A 19481-nucleotide genomic window follows, 5' to 3' on the forward strand; every position below is an offset into this window, starting at 1 on the left:
CTTTTAACGTAATCAACCGATACTGATCGCCGGCAACTCGGTCAAAGTCACGGACTGTTGCTTGCGCGGCGCCAGGATCTCCGCTTCGCCATCCACCACCAGCTCGTCGCGCTGGTTGAACACGCGAGTGGCAATGCGCACACGAAATTTCGGCAGTTTCTCGAGGATTTCCAGGCGCACGGTCAGGGTGTCGCCAATCTTCACCGGCTTCTGGAAGCTCATCTGCTGGCCGATGTAGATGGTGCCCGGCCCAGGCAGCTCGCAGGCGACCGCGGCACTGATCAGCGCACCGCTGAACATGCCGTGGGCGATACGTTCCTTGAACATGGTGGTCGCGGCGTATTCGGCGTCCAGGTGCACCGGGTTGTGGTCGCCGGACATGGCGGCGAACAGCTGGATGTCGCGCTCTTCAACGGTTTTGCTGAAGCTGGCGGTCTGGCCGATTTCGAGGGCTTCGTAAGGGGTGTTGGTAACCTGGGTCATGTGTCTGGATTCCTGTGACGAATTAAAAAATTCACAAAAAACTATTCGGTTCGGTGTGGTCGCGGATTGCTCAACGCCTGGTTGATCCAGGCCAACACGTCGGTCGTCACTTCATCGCGGTTGATGTCGTTGAACAGTTCGTGCCGTGCCTGCGGGTAAACGGTCAGTTGCAGGCTCTGGCTGCCAGCCTCGCGCAGCGCGTTGGCCAGATCATTCAGACGCTTGCCCTCACTCACCGGATCACATTCGCCGCCGATCACCAGCAGCGGCAGGCCCGGATCGATCTGGGCGAGATTGGACGCTTTGCTGATTTGCTGCAAGCCGCCGAGTAAATCGATCCACAGTTGGTTGGTGCAGCGAAAGCCGCACAGCGGATCGCTGGCGTACAGGTCGACCTCGACCGGGTCACGGCTGAGCCAGTCGAAGCGGGTGCGCGCCGGTTTGAATTTCTTGTTGAACGAGCCGAACGACAGCCATTCGATCAGGGCGCTGCGGCCCTTGGGGCCCTGGCGCAGACGTTCGATACGCGCGATCTGGCGGGCCGCCCGATAAAGGGCCACGGGCTGGAAGTTCGAACCGCTGAGAATGGCCCCGTGCAGGCTGGCGCTGTGATGCAGCAGATAGGCCTGGGCGATGTAGCTGCCCATGCTGTGCCCCAGCAACACAATCGGGGTCCCGGGGTGCTGCTGGCCGAGGTGCTGGTTGAGGCACGCCAGGTCGCCCACCACCTTGGCCCAGCCATCGCTGTCGGCAAAATGGCCGAGCGTCCCGTTTTCGGCAGTTTTGCCATGTCCACGCAGGTCCGGCGCGTAGACGCCGTAGCCCTGTTCGCAGAGTTTTTCCGCCAGGCGCCCGTAGCGACCGCTGTGTTCTGCCATGCCGTGGGCCAGCAGGATCACGGCCCTGGGGCTGCCAGCAGGTAGCCACTGGTTGACGAAGAGGCGGCTGCGGTCACTGGCGGTCAGCCAGAACGTGTCGTGGATCATGGCGATTCCTTTCCATGCATGGGCGCGGGGTGGTTGCATTGTATAGCGCATAACGGCGCTGGCATCAGCCCACGCTACGGCGGGAAGATTCACACGGTCTATGACGCCCTTGCCCATATTTGCCTGATTCGCCATAGCTGCTAGTGTCCGTGAAGCTCCGCGTTCTGTATTTGAGAAATGACAGATCAGCGGCCCCGGATCGGTTCAGGTAAAGAGGACAAGAACAATGCAACCTGATTTCTGGAATGACAAACGCCCGGCCGGCGTACCCCTGGACATTGATGTCGCTGAATACAAGTCGGTCATCGAGGTGTTCGAACGTTCCTGCAAGAAGTTCGCAGATCGCCCGGCCTTCACCAACATGGGTGTCACCCTGACCTACGCCGAACTGGAACGCTACAGCGCCGCGTTCGCCGGTTACCTGCAAGCCCATACCTACCTGGTGCCGGGGGATCGCATCGCGGTGCAGATGCCCAACGTCCTGCAATACCCCATCGCCGTGTTCGGCGCCTTGCGCGCCGGGCTGATCGTGGTCAACACCAACCCGCTGTACACCGCGCGGGAGATGCGTCACCAGTTCAAGGATTCCGGCGCCCGGGCACTGGTGTACCTGAACATGTTCGGGCAGAAAGTCCAGGAAGTGCTGCCCGACACCGACATCCAGTACCTGATCGAAGCGAAGATGGGCGACCTGATGCCGGCCGCCAAGGGCTGGCTGGTCAACACGCTGGTGAGCAAGGTGAAGAAAATGGTCCCGGCCTATTCCTTGCCCCAGGCGATTTCCTTCAAGAGTGCGTTGCGCATGGGCCGCGGCCTGGGCATCAAGGGGTTGAAGGCAGGCCTCAACGACATCGCCGTGCTGCAATACACCGGCGGCACCACCGGCCTGGCCAAGGGCGCGATGCTGACCCACGGCAACCTGGTGGCCAACATGCAGCAGGCCCGGGCCTGTCTCGGCCAGTTCGCGGCCGACGGCCGGCCGCTGCTGCGCGAAGGCCAGGAGGTGATGATCGCGCCGCTGCCGCTGTACCACATCTATGCGTTCACGGCCAATTGCATGTGCATGATGGTGACCGGCAATCACAACGTGCTGATCACCAATCCCCGGGACATCGGCGCTTTCATCAAGGAGCTGAAGAACTGGCGGTTCTCGGCATTACTGGGGCTCAACACGCTGTTCGTCGCGCTGATGGACCACCCGGACTTCAAGACCCTGGACTTCTCCAGCCTCAAGCTCACCAACTCCGGCGGCACCGCGCTGGTCAAGGCCACGGCCGAGCGCTGGGAGCAACTGACCGGTTGCCGCATCACCGAAGGCTACGGCCTGACCGAAACTTCGCCGGTGGCCTGCACCAACCCCTATGGCGACCAGTCGCGCATCGGCACGGTCGGCCTGCCGGTGCCGGGCACCACGCTGAAGGTGATCAACGACGAAGGCGTCGAGCAACCATTGGGCGAGCGTGGCGAGCTGTGCATCAAGGGCCCGCAGATCATGAAGGGCTACTGGCAGAAACCCGAGGCGACCAACGAAGTGCTGGATAGCGAGGGCTGGTTCAAATCCGGCGACATCGCGGTGATCGACCCGGACGGCTTCGTGCGCATCGTCGATCGCAAGAAGGACATGATCATCGTCTCGGGTTTCAACGTGTACCCGAACGAAATCGAAGACGTGGTCATGGCTCACCCGAAAGTCGCCAACTGCGCGGTGATCGGTGTGCCGGACGAGCGTTCGGGCGAGGCGGTGAAGTTGTTCGTGGTGGCGCGTGAGGCGGGGGTCAGCCTTGAGGAGTTGAAGGCTTACTGCAAGGAAAACTTCACGGCGTACAAGGTGCCCAAGCACATCGTCCTGCGTGAGTCGTTGCCGATGACACCGGTGGGCAAGATTCTGCGGCGGGAGTTGCGGGATATCGCGTAACAGGTTGTAGAGCGGGGCGCTCTCCAAAGATCGCAGCCTTCGGCAGCTCCTACAGGAATCACATTCCCCTGTAGGAGCTGCCGAAGGCTGCGATCTTTTGTTTTGAGCCCCCGATTTTCGGGGGTTTCAAGGCAATATAGGTTTTTTGCTCTAAAATGACCGCTTGTCATTCTTGAGTCACAATTGTGACTGTAGAGGCCGCTTTTGGCTCTAGGCGACCCTTGGCAAAGCTGCTACTCTCGGCGCGTTTTGTGCTTCTCGGCCTGTATGAAAGCCCAGATTCACCAATAACCAAACACCAATAATAATCGCATCAAATGCGGTGCTGAATTCGCGTTGCTGAGGAGTGGGCTTCCATGATCGAAGACTTTTGGAAGGATAAGTACCCAGCTGGAATTGCTGCCGACATCAATCCAGACGAGTACCCGAATATTCAGGCAGTGTTGAAGCAATCCTGCCAACGCTTCGCCAACAAACCGGCATTCAGCAACCTGGGCAGGACTATCACCTACGGTGAGCTGTACGAATTGTCCGGTGCCTTTGCCGCGTACCTGCAACAGCATACCGATTTGCAGCCGGGCGATCGAATCGCCGTGCAGCTGCCGAACGTGCTGCAGTACCCGGTTGCCGTCTTCGGTGCCATCCGCGCCGGGCTGATCGTGGTCAATACCAACCCGCTGTACACCGCGCGGGAAATGGAACACCAGTTCAATGACTCCGGTGCCAAAGCCCTGGTTTGCCTGGCCAACATGGCGCACCTGGCTGAAACCGTGGTGCCGAAAACCGGGGTCAAGCACGTCATCGTCACGGAAGTGGCGGACCTGTTGCCACCGCTCAAGCGTCTGCTGATCAACAGCGTGATCAAGTACGTGAAGAAGATGGTGCCGGCCTATCACTTGCCAAAAGCGGTGAAGTTCAACGACGTGTTGAGCAAGGGCCATGGCCAACCCGTGACTGAAGCCAACCCGGCCAGCAGCGATGTCGCGGTGCTGCAATACACCGGCGGCACCACTGGCGTGGCCAAGGGCGCTATGCTGACCCACCGCAACCTGGTGGCGAACATGCTGCAGTGCAAGGCACTGATGGGCTCCAACCTCAATGAAGGTTGCGAGATCCTGATCACGCCGCTGCCGCTGTACCACATCTATGCGTTCACCTTTCATTGCATGGCGATGATGCTGATCGGCAACCACAACATCCTGATCAGCAACCCGCGCGACCTGCCGGCGATGGTCAAGGAACTGTCGAAGTGGAAGTTCAGCGGTTTCGTCGGCCTCAACACCCTGTTCGTGGCCCTGTGCAACAACGAAGGCTTCCGCAAGCTGGATTTCTCGGCGTTGAAAGTCACCCTGTCCGGCGGCATGGCCCTGCAACTGGCCGCGGCGGAGCGCTGGAAAGCGGTCACCGGTTGCGCCATCTGCGAAGGTTACGGCATGACCGAAACCAGCCCGGTGGCCACGGTCAACCCGATCCAGAAGATCCAGATCGGCACCATTGGCATTCCGGTGCCGTCGACCCTGTGCAAAATTGTCGACGATGCCGGTGTCGAACAGCCAATGGGCGAAATCGGCGAACTCTGTGTGAAAGGTCCGCAGGTGATGAAGGGTTACTGGCAGCGCCAGGAAGCCACCGATGAAATCCTCGACAGCGAAGGCTGGTTGAAGACCGGTGACATCGCGCTGATCCAGCCTGACGGCTACATGCGCATTGTCGATCGCAAGAAAGACATGATTCTGGTCTCCGGATTCAACGTGTACCCGAACGAACTGGAAGACGTGCTGGCCACCCTGCCGGGCGTTCTGCAATGCGCGGCCATCGGCGTGCCGGACGAGAAGTCGGGGGAAGCGATCAAGATTTTCATCGTCGCCAAACCGGGCGTGACCCTGACCAAGGAACAGGTGATGGAGCACATGCGCGCCAATGTCACCGGCTACAAGGTTCCGCGCTCCGTGGAGTTCCGCGATGCGCTGCCAACCACCAACGTCGGCAAGATCCTGCGTCGTGAGTTGCGCGATGAAGAGTTGAAGAAGATCAAGGCGAAGAACGCCGCGTAAAACAAAAAGCCCCGCAGATGCGGGGCTTTTTGTTGAAGATCAAAAGATCGCAGCCTTCGGCAGCTCCTACAGGGCTGCGGTCTTTTCGATTATTGGCGGAACGGCGCGAAATTGACGTTGGTGCCCGCCGGGCGCATGTCTTGCAGGAAGGAATCCTTGTCGGCGCTCAGTTCCAGGCTCAACGCCGCCTTGCGCTTGCCTTCGTTGCGCACCACCAGGCCTTCGAGCTTCTCGCGCAGGAACACGGTCGGCACTTTCAGGTGCAACAGTTGGTCGGTGTCCGGGGTGTGCATCAGCAGGTGAATCCACTCGTACTGACCAACGGCCAGGCGCGTCACCGGGATATCGAACCACCAGATGTTGCGGTTGCGGTTCAGTTCGGTGAAATGGCAGTTGTTGACGCCAAGCACAGCACCGCCCAGTTCCAGGTTTCTGCGGGCAATGGCCTGCTTTTTATCGATTTTCATAACATTCCTACAAAATTGGATCTTCAGCGCCAGGGCCTGAATACGTTGCGCATTCTCGGGGGTTGGCCGGTAAACATAAAGCCCAACCTGCCCGGATCGATGAAATGTCGCAGTAAAAATAAATGAAACTCCGTGCAAACGCCTCCGGTCAACCTTCTGTAACCACTTTATTCATCAATATTGTTCGGGAGAAACACCATGAGCAGCACAGGCGATAAAGTAAAAGGCATGGCCAACGAAGCAGCCGGCAACGTCAAGCAAGGCGTTGGCAAGGCCACCGGTAATGACAAGATGCGCGCCGAAGGCGTGGTGCAGGAAAAGAAAGGCGAAGCTCAACAAGCGGTGGGCAAAGCCAAGGACGCTGTTAAAAAAGGCGTCGACAAGGCCTGATTCGGCCTTGATTGGTGACAGCGGCGGCCATCCACGGATGGCCGTTTTTATGTCAGCCTGAACTTGAGCAGGGAAATTGTTTCAAAGTCGCCAGGTAATCTACTTTTGATGTAGAAAACAGCCCCTGAGTCGCCATGACTTCAACCCATCCTGATTGCGGCGAATGGAGACGCTAATGATTTTTCCGGACATGAAAGGTCTGCCCATGCACCGTGTGATGATGCGCACGGTCACTGAATTCGTCGACGACGAAATGTCGACCTATGCCTCGGCGCTGGCGTATCAGATGCTGTTTTCGCTGTTCCCCTTCATCCTGTTCCTGATCGCCCTGATCGGTTTCCTGCACCTGCCGGACTTCTTTTCCTGGCTGCGCCTGCAATCGGAACTGGTGTTGCCGCCCCAGGCGCTGGAGCAGGTCAACCCGGTGATCGACCAGCTCCAGCAATCCAAGGGTGGCCTGCTGTCGGTGGGTATCGTGATTGCCCTGTGGACCGCGTCGGCCGGCGTGCGGCTGATGATGAGCGCGATGAACGCCGCCTACGATGTGGTCGAAGGCCGTCCGGCGTGGAAGCGTTTTCCCTTGTCGATCATCTACACCGTCGGCATCGCCGGCATGCTTTTGATCGCCGCCGCGCTGATGGTGCTCGGCCCACAAGTGATGGGCTGGATCGCTGCGCAAGTCGGTCTCGAGTACTTCATCGTTACCCTCTGGACCATTGCACGCTGGCCGGTGATCGTGATCCTGCTGATGGTCGCCGTGGCGCTGATCTATTACGTCATGCCTGACGTCAAGCAGGAGTTTCGCTTCATCACGCCCGGCTCGGTCCTGGCGGTGGTGGTGTGGATCATCGCGTCGCTGGGCTTCGGTCTGTACGTCAAGGAGTTCGCCAACTACAACGCCATGTATGGCAGTATCGGCGCAATCATTGTGCTGTTGCTGTACTTCTACATCTCCGCCGCGGTGTTGCTGCTGGGTGCGGAGATGAATGCGGTGATCGAGCACATGTCGCGAGAGGGCAAGGACCCTGGCGAAAAGGTCCCCGGCGAGCATGGCCCCGTGCATGAGGAAAAACAGCACGTATCGGGACTGGGCCGCGATCACTCACAACCGAAACCGACCATAGACGAAACCTGACCATGATTCGTGAAATTCTGAAAATGGGCGATGAACGCCTGTTGCGCATTGCCCCGCCAGTGCCGGCCGAGATGTTCGACAGCCCCGAATTGTGGCAACTGATCGACGACATGTTCCAGACCATGGAAAGCGTTGGCGGGGTTGGCTTGGCCGCGCCACAGATCGGCGTCGACCTGCAACTGGTGATCTTCGGCTTCGAGCACAGCGAACGGTACCCGGACGCCGAAGCGGTGCCGCAGACCATCCTGATCAATCCGCTGATCACGCCGCTGAGCCCGACTTTGGAAGAAGGTTTCGAAGGTTGCCTGTCGGTGCCTGGGCTGCGCGGTGCGGTGGATCGCTATCAACATATCCGCTACGAAGGCTTCGACCCCAAGGGTGAGCCGATCGTGCGCATCGCTTCGGGCTTTCATGCGCGGGTGGTGCAGCATGAGTGCGATCACCTGATCGGTCGATTGTACCCGTCGCGCATCAGCGATTTCAGCAAGTTCGGGTTTACCGAGGTGATGTTCCCGGATCTGGATCCCAACGCAGACGACTGATCCGTTACCGCGCAAGGCCCATGGCAATCATCGGCTTGTTGCGCGCGTATCGACTCAGGCGCTCGACCAGGGCGTAAGGCATCGGCGGATCGAAGACGAAGCCACGACGCTGATAGAACTCCCGCAAGTCCGGATGACAGAACAGCCATACCGGGCTTTCAACCTGGCTGACCGCGACACCGATCAGTGCAGCGGCGACACCCTGCCCGCGACAGGCCGGATCGACAAACAGCCCGGTCAGCCAAAACCCGCCGGACACCGGCCGCAAACACAGCGCACCGACGATCCCGTCGCGCCGCGCCACCCACAATTGTGCGTCGCGAACCGCCTTCATCGACGATTGGTGGGCGCGATAAAACTTGTTCATCAATGGCCATAACGGCTCGTCGAGCCGGGTGTACAGGGTATCGGGCATGGTCTGGGACTGTCGGTGCACAAAGCCTGCGATTATAAAAGAACACGCCGGCGGCGATAGGTGTATACCTGATCTCACATCCCCAGTCAGTGGAGTACGCATCATGTCCAAAGGTATGGATTCGAAGAAAGCAGCGAAGAAAAAACCGCTGAAATCGGCGATCGAAAAGCGCACGGAAAAGAAAGCCAAGAAGGTGGGCGTGTTCGGTCATTGATCTGGTGCTGATGACCGCTCCCATGCAAGATGGGAGCGGTACAGCCAATGACCCGAGGGAGAAAGGCCGGCATGGAGCTCAAGACAAACGCGGCGCTGATCATCATCGACCAACAGAAAGGCATCCTGCAGCCGAAACTCGGTCGCCGGAACAATCCCCACGCCGAAGAACGCATGCTGGAACTGCTGGCCCACTGGCGCCACAGCGCCAGGCCGGTGATCCACGTGCAGCATTTGTCCAGGTCAGAGGATTCAGTGTTCTGGCCCGAGCAATCCGGGGTGGAATTTCAGTCGCGGTTTCAGCCAGCGGCCGGCGAACGACACATTCAAAAACAGGTGCCGGATGCGTTTTGTTCGACGGGGCTGGAGGCGTTTTTGCGTGAGGCGGGGATCGAGCAATTGGTCATCGTCGGCGTAGCGACTCACAACTCGGTGGAGTCCACCGCGCGCACCGCAGGCAATCTGGGGTTTGACACCTGGGTCGCGGAGGATGCCTGCTTTACCTTCGACAAGGCCGACTTTTTCGGCAATGCCCACAGCGCTGAAGAGGTCCATGCGATGTCGCTGGGCAACTTGCATGGCGAGTACGCCACTGTCGTCAGCACCGCACATATTCTGGATAAAGCTGTGTAGGAGCCGCGTCGCAGCTCCTACCGATCAGTCAATCAGGCGCCGTGGCACTTCTTGAACTTCTTGCCGTTGCCGCATGGGCAAGGATCGTTGCGGCCAACGTCTTTCAAGGCGTTGCGCACCGGTTCCTGGTGGGCGTGGCCGCAGTTCGGGCCGTGGACATGGCCATGGTCGTGATCATGCTGGTGATGGTCATGATCGTGATTGCAGTCTGGGCCATGGACATGGGGTTGCTGGGTCATCGGGGTTACTCCGGAATTAGATCGGCGGGGATTATCACGCCATTACGCGTCAGGTGCACGTAGTGGGCGATGAATAAACCGGTTTCCATCTCACCTTCCAGACGATAGGGAACGGCCTGCTCGGGGTTTTTCAGCTGTTTGACCAGGTCCTTGACCTTGGGCCACAGGTTGGTGCGGATCGGCACCTTGTAGAAACGGCTGCTCCTGGGGTTCACGGTGACCCAGTGCTCATGCTCGCCTTCGGCCAGCAGGATGTCGCCCAAGTGGATGCGATACTCCAGGCCACGCACGGTCAACTCGCTGTCATTGCGGTTGTCGATGCGAAAATGCAGGACGAACCGTTGCTCCATCAGCTTGGCCCGCACGACTTCGACCCTGACCAGATGGACCTCGGGGTCCGGCTCGTCGGAGCTGAACCAGGATGCACAACCGCCGAGCCCCAGACAAAGAGCCAGCGTGAGCAGAAAGCGTTCGAGTCTCTGGGTGATCATTGTCGTTGTTCTCCCTTGAACCCTGTAGGAGCTGGCTTGCCAGCGAAGGCGGAGTGGCTGGCACACCGTGTCGTATGCATCGCCAGCAAGCCGGCTCCTACAGACCGCGTCGCCTGCATCGCCAGCAAGCCGGCTCCTGCAGATCGGGTCGATCTCCTGACCTTGTATCAGCTACCGAAATACCCCGAACAGCACTTCTTGAACTTGTGCCCGCTGGCGCAAGGGCAGGCGTCGTTGCGTCCGATGTCCAGTTGCACGGTCGGGTCGATGAAGTACCAGCGCCCCGCATTCTGTACGAAGGACGAGCGTTCACGGTGGCTGTGTTCGCCGCTGCCGTCGTGCCAGCGCGCGGTGAACGTGACGAAGGCATGCTCCGGCTGGCCGCCGAGCACTTCGGAGCTTTCGACTTCAAGGCCCAGCCAGGTGCTCTGGGCGCTCCAGTCGGTGATCGATTGACGGTCGAGTCCGGCCTGCTGGGCGGGCAGGGTGGTCGCCACCAGATAATCGATCAGGCCCAGCACGTAGGCGCTATAACGCGAGCGCATCAGGGCTTCGGCGCAGGGTGCCGGATGTCCGGCATGGTAATGGCCACAGCAGGCGTCGAGCAGGGTGCCGCTGCCGCAAGGGCAAATGGATGTACTCATTGCGTTACCACCAATATTTCCCGAAGTTTTCCGGATTGGCCCAGAACCGCGAGTTGAGCCAGTCGGGTACTTGTTTGTATTCAAGCAGATCATAGGTGAACAGGGTCAGTACCTGCTCGTCACGCTGGAAACGTTCGCTGGCTTGCAGTGCCAGTGAGAAAAAATCCGTTTCCTGCCAGCCGCTCGCCGGCAAGTCGGCCAGTACCGCGATGCGGCTGGCGTTGAGGTTGCGGATGCCGCCAAGCAGGTTCAGGCCATCACGCTTGGGCAAATGTTCGAGGCAATCGACCACCAGCGCCAGGTCAAAGCGCAGCGCCGCCAACTCTGCGGGCAATGGCCCGGGCGCTGCGTGCGCCACGCTGCTGTCCGGATGCGCCAGCTTGAAAGCCTCAAGCGCGGGGAACTCGCTGGCGCCAATCAACAACAGGCGCGCGGGGGCGTAACGGTCGAGCAAAGCGGCCAGCGCCTGCTGCGGCGTGCGCGAAGAAATACCTGCAATCATCGAAGATCCTCAATCAGATTTACCAAGACTAGCCTGCCCGCCAGTTCGATCCTAGAGCGGGTTTGCGGCAAAAGTCACGATCCCCCGCGAACACGAGACAAAACTGCTATGGCCTATTGCTGGCGGAGATTAAAACTCCGGTCTTTACTCCCTGAATCGGTTCTAAGCCGATCCTTCAGGAGAAAACTAGATGAGCATAGTTCGGACAGCATTACCCCTGGTTCTGCTAACCAGTGTGTTGACTGGTTGCGCAGGTTTGCAAAAAACCGACTGGCCGATCTGTGCGGCGGTCGGTGGTGTCGTCGGCGCAGGTCTCGGGGCAATCGAGAGCTCGTCATGGGCCGGCTACGGCGCGCTGATTGCCGGCGGTACGGCGGCAGCCTATTGCTGGGTCCATGGTGATGGTGACGAAGACGGTGATGGTGTACTCGACAGCCGCGACAAGTGCCCGGGCACGCCAAAAGGCGTACGGGTCGATGCCGATGGCTGCCCACCACCAGCACCTGCTCCAGTGGTTGAAGAGGCCGTGGTGGTCAAGGAAGAAACCATCGTCATTCGCGATGTCAACTTCCAGTTCGACTCGGCCAAGCTGACAGCCGCCGATAAAGACAAACTCAACACCATTGCCACTCGCCTGAAACAGGAAGCAGCCAGCGCCCAACTGACCGTGACCGGTCACACCGACAGCGTGGGCAGCGATGCCTACAACCAGAAACTGTCGGACAAACGCGCCCACTCGGTGGTGGAATATCTGATCGAAAGTGGTGTGCCTCGCAGCAGCTTCGTGTCGGTCACCGGGGCCGGTGAAAGCCAGCCGGTTGCCGATAACAAAACCGCTGACGGCCGCGCGATGAACCGTCGCACGGAAATCAAGATCAACCGCTAAACCCCTCGCATCCACGGCTTGTGCAGTCGTGGATGCGGGTCTTTACTCCTGTGTAACCGGCATTGGCCGGTGACACAGGAGCTTTCAAAAATGAGCAATCTCACACGGACCGTCTTGCCGGTTCTGCTGCTGGGCAGCCTGTTGACCGGTTGCGCTACTCACAGCGATGGCACTGCCCCCCTCAATCAACGTACCTGGCCGATCTGCAGCCTCCTTGGCGGACTCGTCGGCGGAGGTCTGGGCGCTATCGGAAGTAGCGGTTGGGCGGCCGGTGGAGCGGCGCTGGGTGTCTTGACCGGTGGTTTGATCTGTTATGCCCAGGACGGCGACGAAGACGACGATGGCGTATTCGACCGTCGCGATCGCTGCCCTGACACGCCCGCCAATACCCCTGTGGAACATCATGGTTGTCCGCTGCCGCAATACCCGGCCAGCGTGAAACCTGAACCTGTGCAAGCCGAAGTCATCACCCTGAGCGATGCCGACGATGTGCTGTTTGCCTTCAATAGCGCTGACCTGACCCCCTCCATGCAAAGCAAACTCGATTCGATCATGGGCAAACTGCAGGACGCCAGCGTCGCGAGCATCAAGGTGATTGGTCATACCGACAGCGTCGGATCGGATGAGTACAACCTGCAACTGTCGCAGCAACGTGCAAGCAGCGTCGCCGGCTATCTGCTGAGCCAGGGCGTTGCACCGAACAAGGTCACCAGCGAAGGCAAGGGCGAAAGTGAGCCTGTTGCCGATAACGAAACCGAAGAAGGGCGCGCGAAGAATCGTCGCGTGGAATTGCACGTCAATCGCTGAGCCGCGCAATAGAGCCGTCGGGCGATGATTTTCGTCGTTCCGTCGGCCATTTGCCATCTTCCTCGAGAATTTCCGTTTGCCCTCTGGCTTATCCTGCATGGAAGCCGTTACTGTGCGAGCAAATAATAATTCTCATCGGGGGCGCGTATGAAGGTGATATGGGGGCTGGGGAAGCTGTTGACCCTGATGTTCTGGCTGGTGGTGCTGGTCAATCAGCTCACGCCGTTCGTCTATCCACTGCACCTGCTGGTCGACCTGGCCGGCTGCCTGCTGGCGGGGCTTCATCTGCTGGAAGCGGTGTTCTGCTTCCGCACGCTCAGGGGCCGCGCCCATCCTTGGCTCGATCGCCTGAAGATCCTCTTTTTCGGCGTTTTCCACCTGCAAACCATCCCGGCTCCCACCGTATCTAAGGCTTCCCATGCGTAAACTCTGTCTGCTCGCTGCCCTCATCAGTCCATTGGCTTGCGCCCAGGTGGTGAGCGTTGAAACCAACTCGTTGATGCGCCTGCCCAACACCGCCAGCACCTTGCGACTGGAACGCCTGGAAGTGGCCGACTACGGCACCTTGCTGATTCCCTCGAACGTGACCGAAGTCACCGTCGGCGAACTGCACCTGGGTCGCGATGCGCGAATCACCATCGTCCCCGGCGAACAGGCGCTGGAGCTCAAGGTCAATCGCGCCGAGTTGTCCGAAGGCAGCCAGATCACCGCGCGGGGTGCACCGGGGACTTACCAGAAGGCCGCCCGTTCCGGGCGCAATCTGGACTTGCAGATCAAGGCCCTGAATGCCCCGCAGTTACGGGTGGATGCTCGCGGTGGCGCGGGTGCGCCAGGGTTCGTCGGCCTCGACGGGGCCAACGGTCAGGCACCGGGTTGCGCCTGGGGCCAGGCGGGTCGCGGTGCCGATGGCAGCGATGGCAGTGATGGCCAGGCCGGTGCGCCTGGCGCGGCGGTCAAGCTGGCCGTGCCGCGCGATTACCCGGCAGACAAGATCAAGGTTCAAGTGGCCGGCGGTGCCGGTGGCGTGGCCGGGCCTGGTGGCAAGCCGGGTGCCGGCGGCAAGGCCAAAGGCTGTCTTGTCTACAAGGCCGATGGCGGCAAGAGCGGCAAGCCTGGTATTGACGGACAGCCAGGAATGGAGGGGGCTGCGGGGTCTGTGACGGTGCAGCGGTTGTAAACCATTTTTTGAATGGTGATTTTCCTGTAGGAGCTGCCGCAGGCTGCGATCTTTTGATCTTGTTTTTAAAAGCAACATCAAAAGATCGCTGCCTGCGGCAGCTCCTACAGGGGGAATTATCTAGAACATCGGTCGTGCCGCCGCAATCGCCACCAACACCAACCCGACAATCAGATTGATCCCCACCAACCGACGAATCCTTCCCAGTACCGCAGCCCCCGCCGGCCAATCCTGGGCCGTCACCGCCGTGCGCAACTCCGGCAACATCAACGCCTGGATCCGGATGAACAACGCGGTCATCACCACATACAAGCCCATCATCACCTGCACGTAACGCGGTGCGCTTTCAAAACCTGTGTATTGCAGATGAATCATGCCGACGCCGCTGATCGGCAATAGCACCACCGCGACCCAGACCCAGCGAAAGAAACCTTGAAACACTTCCACCCACAGCTTCAGCCGGGCAGGGCCCTCCAGTGCCTTCAAGGCCGCGGGGCGCAAGACCATCCAGGCGAAAAACATGCCGCCGACCCACACCAGTGCGGCGAGGACATGCAGGCTATAAATGAGGCTAAAAGGTGTCATCGGGTTACTCCGTTCTGCGCGGGATTCATTAGCGGGGTATGATAGCGACCGAACCGAACTACTGAAAATTTATCCAGCGTTTTTTGCGCCCGACAATCCATGATCAGCACCGAACTCAAAACCACGATCCAGGGCGCCTATTCGCGTTTTCTCGAAGCCAAGAGCCTCAAGCCGCGCTACGGCCAACGCCTGATGATCGCCGAAATCGCCAAGGTCCTCGGTGACATCGACACCGACGACGAAGGCCGGCGCAGTGGCGACCCCGCGATTGTCGCGGTGGAAGCCGGCACCGGTACCGGCAAGACCGTAGCCTACAGCCTGGCGGCCATCCCCACGGCCAAGGCGGCGGGCAAGCGTCTGGTGATCGCCACGGCCACCGTCGCCTTGCAGGAGCAGATCGTCTACAAGGATCTGCCTGACCTGATGCGCAACAGCGGGCTGAATTTCAGTTTTGCGCTGGCCAAGGGGCGTGGACGCTACATGTGCCTGTCCAAGCTCGACATGTTGCTCCAGGAAGGTCACGCACAAACCGCCACCGCCCAGCTGTTCGAAGAAGAAGGCTTCAAGATCGAGGTCGATGAGGCCAGCCAGAAGCTGTTCACCAGCATGATCGAGAAACTTGCCGGCAATAAGTGGGACGGTGACCGCGACAGCTGGTCCACCGCCCTGGAGGACGCCGACTGGGCGCGCCTGACCACCGATCACAGCCAGTGCACCAACCGCCATTGCCCGAACTTCGGCCAGTGCGCCTTCTACAAGGCCCGCGAAGGCATGGGCAAGGTCGATGTGATCGTCACCAACCACGACATGGTCCTGGCCGACCTGGCGCTGGGCGGCGGTGCCGTGCTGCCCGATCCGCGCGACACCATCTACGTGTTCGACGAAGGCCATCACCTGCCGGACAAGGCCATCGGCCACTTTGCCCATTACACGCGCCTGCGCTCCACCGCCGACTGGCTGGAAACCACCGCGAAGAACCTCACCAAGCTGCTGGCCCAACACCCGTTGCCCGGTGATCTGGGCAAGCTGATCGAACAGGTGCCGGAGCTGGCGCGGGAGATCAAGACCCAGCAACAGTTCATGTTCACCGCCTGTGAGCAGATCGCCGATTTCAAGCCCGGCGAAGATGTCGAGGGCCGCGAACGCCCACGCCACCGTTTCGTCGGCGGGGTGATTCCCGAGCACATGCGCGAAATGGGCGTCGAGCTGAAGAAGGGCTACGCGCGCCTGACCGACCTGTTTACCCGCCTCACTGAATTGCTCAAGGAAGGTATGGACGGCGAGGTCAATATCGGCATCGCCAGCAACCAGGCCGAGGAGTGGTATCCGTTGTTCGGCAGCCTGTTGTCGCGCTCATCCGGCAACTGGGAATTGTGGGTCGCGTTCACCGCTGAAGACCCGGAAGACAACCCGCCCATGGCCCGCTGGCTGACCCTGGCGGAAAGCGGCTCGCTTTTCGATATCGAAGTCAACGCAAGCCCGATCCTGGCGGCGGAAATGCTCCGGCGCAACCTGTGGAACGTGGCCTATGGCGCGCTGGTGACGTCGGCCACCTTGACCGCCCTGGGCACCTTCGACCGCTTCCGCATGCGCGCCGGCCTGCCGAAAAAGGCCGTGACCGCCGTGGTGCCGAGCCCGTTCCATCACGCCGACGCCGGTGTATTGCGGGTGCCGAACCTGAACGCCGATCCGCGGGATGCGGCGGCCCATACCGCCGCGATCATCCGTGACCTGCCAGACCTGGTCGAAGGGTCTCGGGGCACGCTGGTGCTGTTTTCCTCGCGCAAGCAGATGCAGGACGTGTTCGACGGCCTGGACCGCGACTGGCGCAAGCAGGTGTTCATTCAAGGCAACCTGTCGAAACAGGAAACCCTGAACAAGCACAAGGCACGGGTCGATGGCGGTGATTCCAGCGTGCTGTTCGGCCTGGCGAGTTTTGCCGAAGGGGTCGACTTGCCCGGTGCCTACTGCGAGCACGTAGTGATCGCCAAGATTCCGTTCTCGGTACCGGATGATCCGGTCGAAGCGGCGCTGGCCGAATGGATCGAGGCCCGTGGCGGCAATCCGTTCATGGAGATTTCCGTGCCGGACGCCTCGCTGAAACTGGTCCAGGCCTGCGGGCGCCTGCTGCGCACCGAAGAAGACCGCGGCACCATCACCTTGCTCGATCGGCGCTTGGTCACCCAGCGTTATGGCAAGGCGATCCTCAATGCGTTGCCTCCCTTCCGCCGTGAAATTTCCTGATAAACCGGTGGGCAGTTTTGCCCGCCGCGTTGTCTATCTCTCTACCATCGCTTTTCCATTGGCCCGCCCGGGTCGCTAGGGAGAATTCCGTTCTCATGATTCGCTGTTCGCTACCTGCCGTTCTTGCCCTGATGTTCGCCACGCCCTTGCTGGCGGCGCCCGCCGGGCAGCAGACGCTGTTCAATTTTGTGCGCCCCGCCGACGTGGTCCAGGTGGCGACCCAGGACGCCAGCCTGCCGCAGTCCAACGCCGAACAGACGCCCGAAGGCGAAGTGCTGCGCCGGGTCACCTTCAACCCTGTTGCGCGGCCAACGCTGCGCCTGTCGCCGCAGACCGGTGCCTGGGACTGGTCGCAGTCGGGCGTCATGAGCTTGCGGATCCAGAGCGCCATGAATTGGGCCGTGACCCTGTACGTGACCATTCAGAGCAACGACGGCAAGACGTTGGTCAGTCGCGTCGATCTTCCAGCCGGCCCGGCGCAGACCCTGTTGGTGCCATTGCAGCCGACTTCGCCGCTGAGCCAGGGCCTGAAGGCGGGCCCGCCGATGCCGATGACGGTCGACGGCCAGCGCATTTTGCTGGCCAGCAGTGCCGGTGAACTGGACCGCAGCCAGGTGGTGTCGGTCAGCCTGTCCATGGATCAACCGAAAGTCGCCCAAAGCATCTTGCTGGAGCGCTTTGGCGTGCAGGACGGCGAAGGTGTGACCCAGGCGGTCTATGGCGGCCTGGTGGACGCCTATGGCCAATCGACCCGGGCCAAATGGCCAGAAAAAATCAGCAGCGACGAACAACTGAAAAGCGCCGCGGCCAAGGAACAACAGCAGCTGAAAACCTGGCTGGGTGAGCGCGACAAGTCCTCCCTGGACACGTTCGGCGGCTGGACCAACGGGCCGACGTTCAAGGCCAGCGGTTTTTTCCGCACCGAGAAACGCGACGGTCGTTGGTACCTGGTGACGCCGCAGGGGCATCCGTTCTATTCGCTGGGGGTCAACACCGTTGCGGCGGACGTCAACCAGACGTATGTCGCCGGTCGGGAATGGATGTTCGAATCCCTGCCCAAGGCTGATGAACCGCTGGCCAATCACTTCGGGGAAGGCGACAACCGCGGTGGTAATGGTGTCGACAAGGGGCGGGGTTTCAGTTCTGGAAAATGGTATGACTTCTATGGCGCCAATCTGCAGCGTCTGTACGGCGACCCTTGTGCACTGGGCAGCAATACCAAGGCCGGCGTTGCTGAAGCGGCCAAGGCCGACGCGGTAGAAGCAACGGCCGAGAAGGCTGCCGAGCCTGCCGTCGCACCCTCAACGGCCGAATCCGGAGTCGCCGAAGCGGCCAAGGCCGGCGCCGCCGATGCGACGGTGGCAAAAGCGGCTGAGCCACCACCTGCCGAACCCTGCAAAACGACCTTTGATGAGCAGCGCTGGACCGGCCACAACCTTGAGCGCCTGCAAGCCTGGGGGTTCAACACCCTCGGCAACTGGAGCGCACCGGCACTGGGTGACGCGCAACGCATGCCGTACACCTTGCCATTGTCGATCGTCGGCGATTACGCGAGCATCAGCACTGGCAACGACTGGTGGGGCGGGATGCCCGACCCATTCGACCCGCGTTTCGCCATGGCGACCGAGCGCGCGGTGGCCATTGCTGCCCGCGACCACCGCGACGATCCATGGCTGATCGGTTACTTCGCCGACAACGAACTGGCCTGGGCCGGTCCCGGCGATGACCCGAAAGCCCGTTATGCGCTGGCCTATGGCACCCTGAAAATGACCACCGACGTGCCGGCCAAGCGCGCGTTCCTCAAGCAGTTGCGCGACAAATACCGCAACCAGGCGGGCTTGTCGAAAGCCTGGGGTATCGATCTGCCAGCCTGGGAACTGATGGAGGACCCGGGCTTCGTGCCGCCGCTGCCAAGCGCCGAGCACCCGGAAATCGAGGCCGACTTCAAATACTTCCAGAAGGTCTTCGCCGACACCTACTTCAAGACCATTTCCGATTCGCTGGAGTGGCACGCGCCGAACCAGCTCCTGCTTGGTGGCCGGTTTGCCATCAGCACCCCGGAAGCCGTTGAGGCCTGTGCGCAGTACTGCGACGTATTGAGTTTCAACATGTACACCTTGCAACCCCAGGACGGTTACGACTTCGCCAGGCTGCGCAGTCTGGACAAACCGGTATTGGTCACCGAGTTCAACTTCGGCTCGACCGATCGCGGCCCGTTCTGGGGCGGCGTGACGCAACTGGCGAAGGAAGAAGACCGTGGCCCGGCCTACGCGAATTTCCTGAAACAGGCGCTGGGCGAGCCGTCGATTGTCGGCGTGCACTGGTTCCAGTACCTCGACCAACCCGTGACCGGGCGCCTGCTGGATGGCGAAAATGGTCACTTTGGCCTGGTGGGGATAACCGATCTGCCGTTCCAGGGCTTTGTCGACAGCGTGCGCAAGAGCAATCTGGCGACGGTCGATCAATTGGCTAAAGAGGCCCAGAAGGCCGCCGCCGAGGTCGACAAGGCGAACCACGACGCCGAGGGCGGGCGCAAGGCCGAAGCCGGCAAAGGCCCGGGGAAGGGCGCTGGTGGGCATTCCGGCCAAGGTCATTAAACACCGGGATCGCAACCCTGTAGGAGCTGCCGAAGGCTGCGATCTTTTGATTTTAACCTGGGGGTTGAATTGACCG

21 protein-coding genes are annotated in these 19481 nt (G+C 60.5%); 12 read left to right on the forward strand and 9 right to left on the reverse strand.

Going from position 1 to position 19481, the window contains the following annotated elements:
• Nucleotides 1-12: 12 nt before the first annotated feature.
• Both NPS56_RS03015 and NPS56_RS03020 read right to left on the reverse strand, forming a co-directional pair.
• Nucleotides 13-483, reverse strand: a complete 471-nt coding sequence (locus NPS56_RS03015) for a MaoC family dehydratase (protein WP_274073393.1) — start codon at nucleotides 481-483, stop codon at nucleotides 13-15.
• Between the two features lie 41 nt (nucleotides 484-524).
• Complete coding sequence (locus NPS56_RS03020; protein ID WP_274073394.1) at nucleotides 525-1469, reverse strand: alpha/beta hydrolase; 945 nt, start codon at nucleotides 1467-1469, stop codon at nucleotides 525-527.
• Nucleotides 1470-1695: 226 nt separating this feature from the next.
• Here NPS56_RS03020 and fadD2 point away from each other — a divergent pair, with 226 nt between their 5' ends.
• Together fadD2 and fadD1 are read left to right on the forward strand one after the other, a co-directional pair.
• Complete coding sequence (gene fadD2 / locus NPS56_RS03025; protein ID WP_274073395.1) at nucleotides 1696-3384, forward strand: long-chain-fatty-acid--CoA ligase FadD2; 1689 nt, start codon at nucleotides 1696-1698, stop codon at nucleotides 3382-3384.
• A 356-nt stretch (nucleotides 3385-3740) separates the two neighbouring features.
• Complete coding sequence (fadD1, locus tag NPS56_RS03030; protein ID WP_274073396.1) at nucleotides 3741-5438, forward strand: long-chain-fatty-acid--CoA ligase FadD1; 1698 nt, start codon at nucleotides 3741-3743, stop codon at nucleotides 5436-5438.
• An 89-nt stretch (nucleotides 5439-5527) separates the two neighbouring features.
• Here the strand turns inward: fadD1 and NPS56_RS03035 are convergent, their stop codons facing one another.
• Entirely contained in the window at nucleotides 5528-5905 is a 378-nt protein-coding gene (locus NPS56_RS03035) for a hypothetical protein (protein ID WP_274073397.1), read from the reverse strand.
• Nucleotides 5906-6103: 198 nt separating this feature from the next.
• On the opposite strand from NPS56_RS03035, the gene NPS56_RS03040 reads away from it, so the two are divergent.
• The 3 genes from NPS56_RS03040 to def all read left to right on the forward strand — a co-directional run bounded on the left by NPS56_RS03040 (nucleotide 6104) and on the right by def (nucleotide 7972).
• The gene (locus NPS56_RS03040) at nucleotides 6104-6295 is read left to right on the forward strand and encodes a CsbD family protein (RefSeq protein WP_020798093.1); all 192 of its coding nucleotides are present in this window, start codon (nucleotides 6104-6106) and stop codon (nucleotides 6293-6295) included.
• A 175-nt stretch (nucleotides 6296-6470) separates the two neighbouring features.
• Complete coding sequence (locus NPS56_RS03045) at nucleotides 6471-7430, forward strand: YihY/virulence factor BrkB family protein (RefSeq protein ID WP_274073398.1); 960 nt, start codon at nucleotides 6471-6473, stop codon at nucleotides 7428-7430.
• Between the two features lie 2 nt (nucleotides 7431-7432).
• A complete protein-coding gene (def, locus tag NPS56_RS03050) occupies nucleotides 7433-7972 on the forward strand; it encodes a peptide deformylase (RefSeq protein ID WP_130210077.1) in 540 nt (179 codons plus the stop codon).
• 4 nt (nucleotides 7973-7976) lie between these two features.
• Here def and NPS56_RS03055 read toward each other — a convergent pair whose 3' ends face one another.
• Nucleotides 7977-8387: a GNAT family N-acetyltransferase gene (locus tag NPS56_RS03055; RefSeq protein WP_274073399.1), complete on the reverse strand. Its 411-nt coding sequence runs from the start codon at nucleotides 8385-8387 to the stop codon at nucleotides 7977-7979.
• Nucleotides 8388-8672: 285 nt separating this feature from the next.
• On the opposite strand from NPS56_RS03055, the gene NPS56_RS03060 reads away from it, so the two are divergent.
• Nucleotides 8673-9233, forward strand: coding sequence for a cysteine hydrolase family protein (locus NPS56_RS03060; protein WP_274073400.1), 561 nt, complete (start codon nucleotides 8673-8675; stop codon nucleotides 9231-9233).
• A 32-nt stretch (nucleotides 9234-9265) separates the two neighbouring features.
• On the opposite strand, the gene NPS56_RS03065 is transcribed toward NPS56_RS03060, so the two are convergent.
• The 4 genes from NPS56_RS03065 to NPS56_RS03080 form a co-directional block, all read right to left on the reverse strand.
• Nucleotides 9266-9472 carry an SEC-C metal-binding domain-containing protein gene (locus tag NPS56_RS03065; RefSeq protein WP_008056806.1) on the reverse strand — a complete coding sequence of 69 codons (207 nt, stop codon included), beginning with the start codon at nucleotides 9470-9472 and terminating at the stop codon, nucleotides 9266-9268.
• Between the two features lie 5 nt (nucleotides 9473-9477).
• Nucleotides 9478-9963 (reverse strand): LEA type 2 family protein, encoded by a 486-nt coding sequence (locus NPS56_RS03070; protein ID WP_274073401.1) that lies wholly within the window; start codon nucleotides 9961-9963, stop codon nucleotides 9478-9480.
• Between the two features lie 167 nt (nucleotides 9964-10130).
• The gene (locus tag NPS56_RS03075; protein ID WP_046816639.1) at nucleotides 10131-10607 is read right to left on the reverse strand and encodes a YchJ family protein; all 477 of its coding nucleotides are present in this window, start codon (nucleotides 10605-10607) and stop codon (nucleotides 10131-10133) included.
• Between the two features lie 4 nt (nucleotides 10608-10611).
• Complete coding sequence (locus NPS56_RS03080; protein WP_274073402.1) at nucleotides 10612-11109, reverse strand: DUF6231 family protein; 498 nt, start codon at nucleotides 11107-11109, stop codon at nucleotides 10612-10614.
• Between the two features lie 190 nt (nucleotides 11110-11299).
• Here NPS56_RS03080 and NPS56_RS03085 point away from each other — a divergent pair, with 190 nt between their 5' ends.
• The 4 genes from NPS56_RS03085 to NPS56_RS03100 all read left to right on the forward strand — a co-directional run bounded on the left by NPS56_RS03085 (nucleotide 11300) and on the right by NPS56_RS03100 (nucleotide 13979).
• A complete protein-coding gene (locus NPS56_RS03085) occupies nucleotides 11300-11995 on the forward strand; it encodes an OmpA family protein (protein ID WP_274073403.1) in 696 nt (231 codons plus the stop codon).
• A 90-nt stretch (nucleotides 11996-12085) separates the two neighbouring features.
• Nucleotides 12086-12802, forward strand: a complete 717-nt coding sequence (locus NPS56_RS03090; RefSeq protein ID WP_274073404.1) for an OmpA family protein — start codon at nucleotides 12086-12088, stop codon at nucleotides 12800-12802.
• A 147-nt stretch (nucleotides 12803-12949) separates the two neighbouring features.
• Nucleotides 12950-13228, forward strand: a complete 279-nt coding sequence (locus NPS56_RS03095) for a DUF1145 domain-containing protein (protein WP_274073405.1) — start codon at nucleotides 12950-12952, stop codon at nucleotides 13226-13228.
• Nucleotides 13221-13979 carry a collagen-like triple helix repeat-containing protein gene (locus NPS56_RS03100; protein ID WP_274073406.1) on the forward strand — a complete coding sequence of 253 codons (759 nt, stop codon included), beginning with the start codon at nucleotides 13221-13223 and terminating at the stop codon, nucleotides 13977-13979. Before NPS56_RS03095 ends, NPS56_RS03100 begins: the two co-directional genes overlap by 8 nt.
• A 120-nt stretch (nucleotides 13980-14099) precedes the next feature.
• Here the strand turns inward: NPS56_RS03100 and NPS56_RS03105 are convergent, their stop codons facing one another.
• Nucleotides 14100-14564: a CopD family protein gene (locus NPS56_RS03105; RefSeq protein WP_274073407.1), complete on the reverse strand. Its 465-nt coding sequence runs from the start codon at nucleotides 14562-14564 to the stop codon at nucleotides 14100-14102.
• Nucleotides 14565-14663: 99 nt separating this feature from the next.
• Here NPS56_RS03105 and dinG point away from each other — a divergent pair, with 99 nt between their 5' ends.
• Nucleotides 14664-16808, forward strand: a complete 2145-nt coding sequence (gene dinG, locus NPS56_RS03110) for an ATP-dependent DNA helicase DinG (protein WP_274073408.1) — start codon at nucleotides 14664-14666, stop codon at nucleotides 16806-16808.
• Between the two features lie 95 nt (nucleotides 16809-16903).
• Complete coding sequence (locus NPS56_RS03115; RefSeq protein ID WP_274073409.1) at nucleotides 16904-19405, forward strand: beta-agarase; 2502 nt, start codon at nucleotides 16904-16906, stop codon at nucleotides 19403-19405.
• Nucleotides 19406-19481: the final 76 nt, after the last annotated feature.

Source organism: Pseudomonas putida (assembly GCF_028682635.1).
In the GTDB taxonomy this organism is placed as follows: domain Bacteria; phylum Pseudomonadota; class Gammaproteobacteria; order Pseudomonadales; family Pseudomonadaceae; genus Aquipseudomonas; species Aquipseudomonas putida_AE.

Bases quoted from the DNA above. Each gene is read 5' to 3' on its own strand.
- NPS56_RS03015 (WP_274073393.1), bottom strand. From the start codon at position 483: ATGACCCAGGTTACCAACACCCCTTACGAAGCCCTCGAAATCGGCCAG.
- NPS56_RS03105 (WP_274073407.1), bottom strand. From the start codon at position 14,564: ATGACACCTTTTAGCCTCATTTATAGCCTGCATGTCCTCGCCGCACTG.
- NPS56_RS03040 (WP_020798093.1), top strand. From the start codon at position 6,104: ATGAGCAGCACAGGCGATAAAGTAAAAGGCATGGCCAACGAAGCAGCC.
- NPS56_RS03075 (WP_046816639.1), bottom strand. From the start codon at position 10,607: ATGAGTACATCCATTTGCCCTTGCGGCAGCGGCACCCTGCTCGACGCC.
- dinG (WP_274073408.1), top strand. From the start codon at position 14,664: ATGATCAGCACCGAACTCAAAACCACGATCCAGGGCGCCTATTCGCGT.
- NPS56_RS03020 (WP_274073394.1), bottom strand. From the start codon at position 1,469: ATGATCCACGACACGTTCTGGCTGACCGCCAGTGACCGCAGCCGCCTC.
- NPS56_RS03070 (WP_274073401.1), bottom strand. From the start codon at position 9,963: ATGATCACCCAGAGACTCGAACGCTTTCTGCTCACGCTGGCTCTTTGT.
- fadD2 (WP_274073395.1), top strand. From the start codon at position 1,696: ATGCAACCTGATTTCTGGAATGACAAACGCCCGGCCGGCGTACCCCTG.
- NPS56_RS03090 (WP_274073404.1), top strand. From the start codon at position 12,086: ATGAGCAATCTCACACGGACCGTCTTGCCGGTTCTGCTGCTGGGCAGC.
- NPS56_RS03115 (WP_274073409.1), top strand. From the start codon at position 16,904: ATGATTCGCTGTTCGCTACCTGCCGTTCTTGCCCTGATGTTCGCCACG.
- NPS56_RS03035 (WP_274073397.1), bottom strand. From the start codon at position 5,905: ATGAAAATCGATAAAAAGCAGGCCATTGCCCGCAGAAACCTGGAACTG.
- NPS56_RS03085 (WP_274073403.1), top strand. From the start codon at position 11,300: ATGAGCATAGTTCGGACAGCATTACCCCTGGTTCTGCTAACCAGTGTG.
- NPS56_RS03060 (WP_274073400.1), top strand. From the start codon at position 8,673: ATGGAGCTCAAGACAAACGCGGCGCTGATCATCATCGACCAACAGAAA.
- NPS56_RS03100 (WP_274073406.1), top strand. From the start codon at position 13,221: ATGCGTAAACTCTGTCTGCTCGCTGCCCTCATCAGTCCATTGGCTTGC.
- fadD1 (WP_274073396.1), top strand. From the start codon at position 3,741: ATGATCGAAGACTTTTGGAAGGATAAGTACCCAGCTGGAATTGCTGCC.
- NPS56_RS03080 (WP_274073402.1), bottom strand. From the start codon at position 11,109: ATGATTGCAGGTATTTCTTCGCGCACGCCGCAGCAGGCGCTGGCCGCT.
- def (WP_130210077.1), top strand. From the start codon at position 7,433: ATGATTCGTGAAATTCTGAAAATGGGCGATGAACGCCTGTTGCGCATT.
- NPS56_RS03055 (WP_274073399.1), bottom strand. From the start codon at position 8,387: ATGCCCGATACCCTGTACACCCGGCTCGACGAGCCGTTATGGCCATTG.
- NPS56_RS03095 (WP_274073405.1), top strand. From the start codon at position 12,950: ATGAAGGTGATATGGGGGCTGGGGAAGCTGTTGACCCTGATGTTCTGG.
- NPS56_RS03065 (WP_008056806.1), bottom strand. From the start codon at position 9,472: ATGACCCAGCAACCCCATGTCCATGGCCCAGACTGCAATCACGATCAT.
- NPS56_RS03045 (WP_274073398.1), top strand. From the start codon at position 6,471: ATGATTTTTCCGGACATGAAAGGTCTGCCCATGCACCGTGTGATGATG.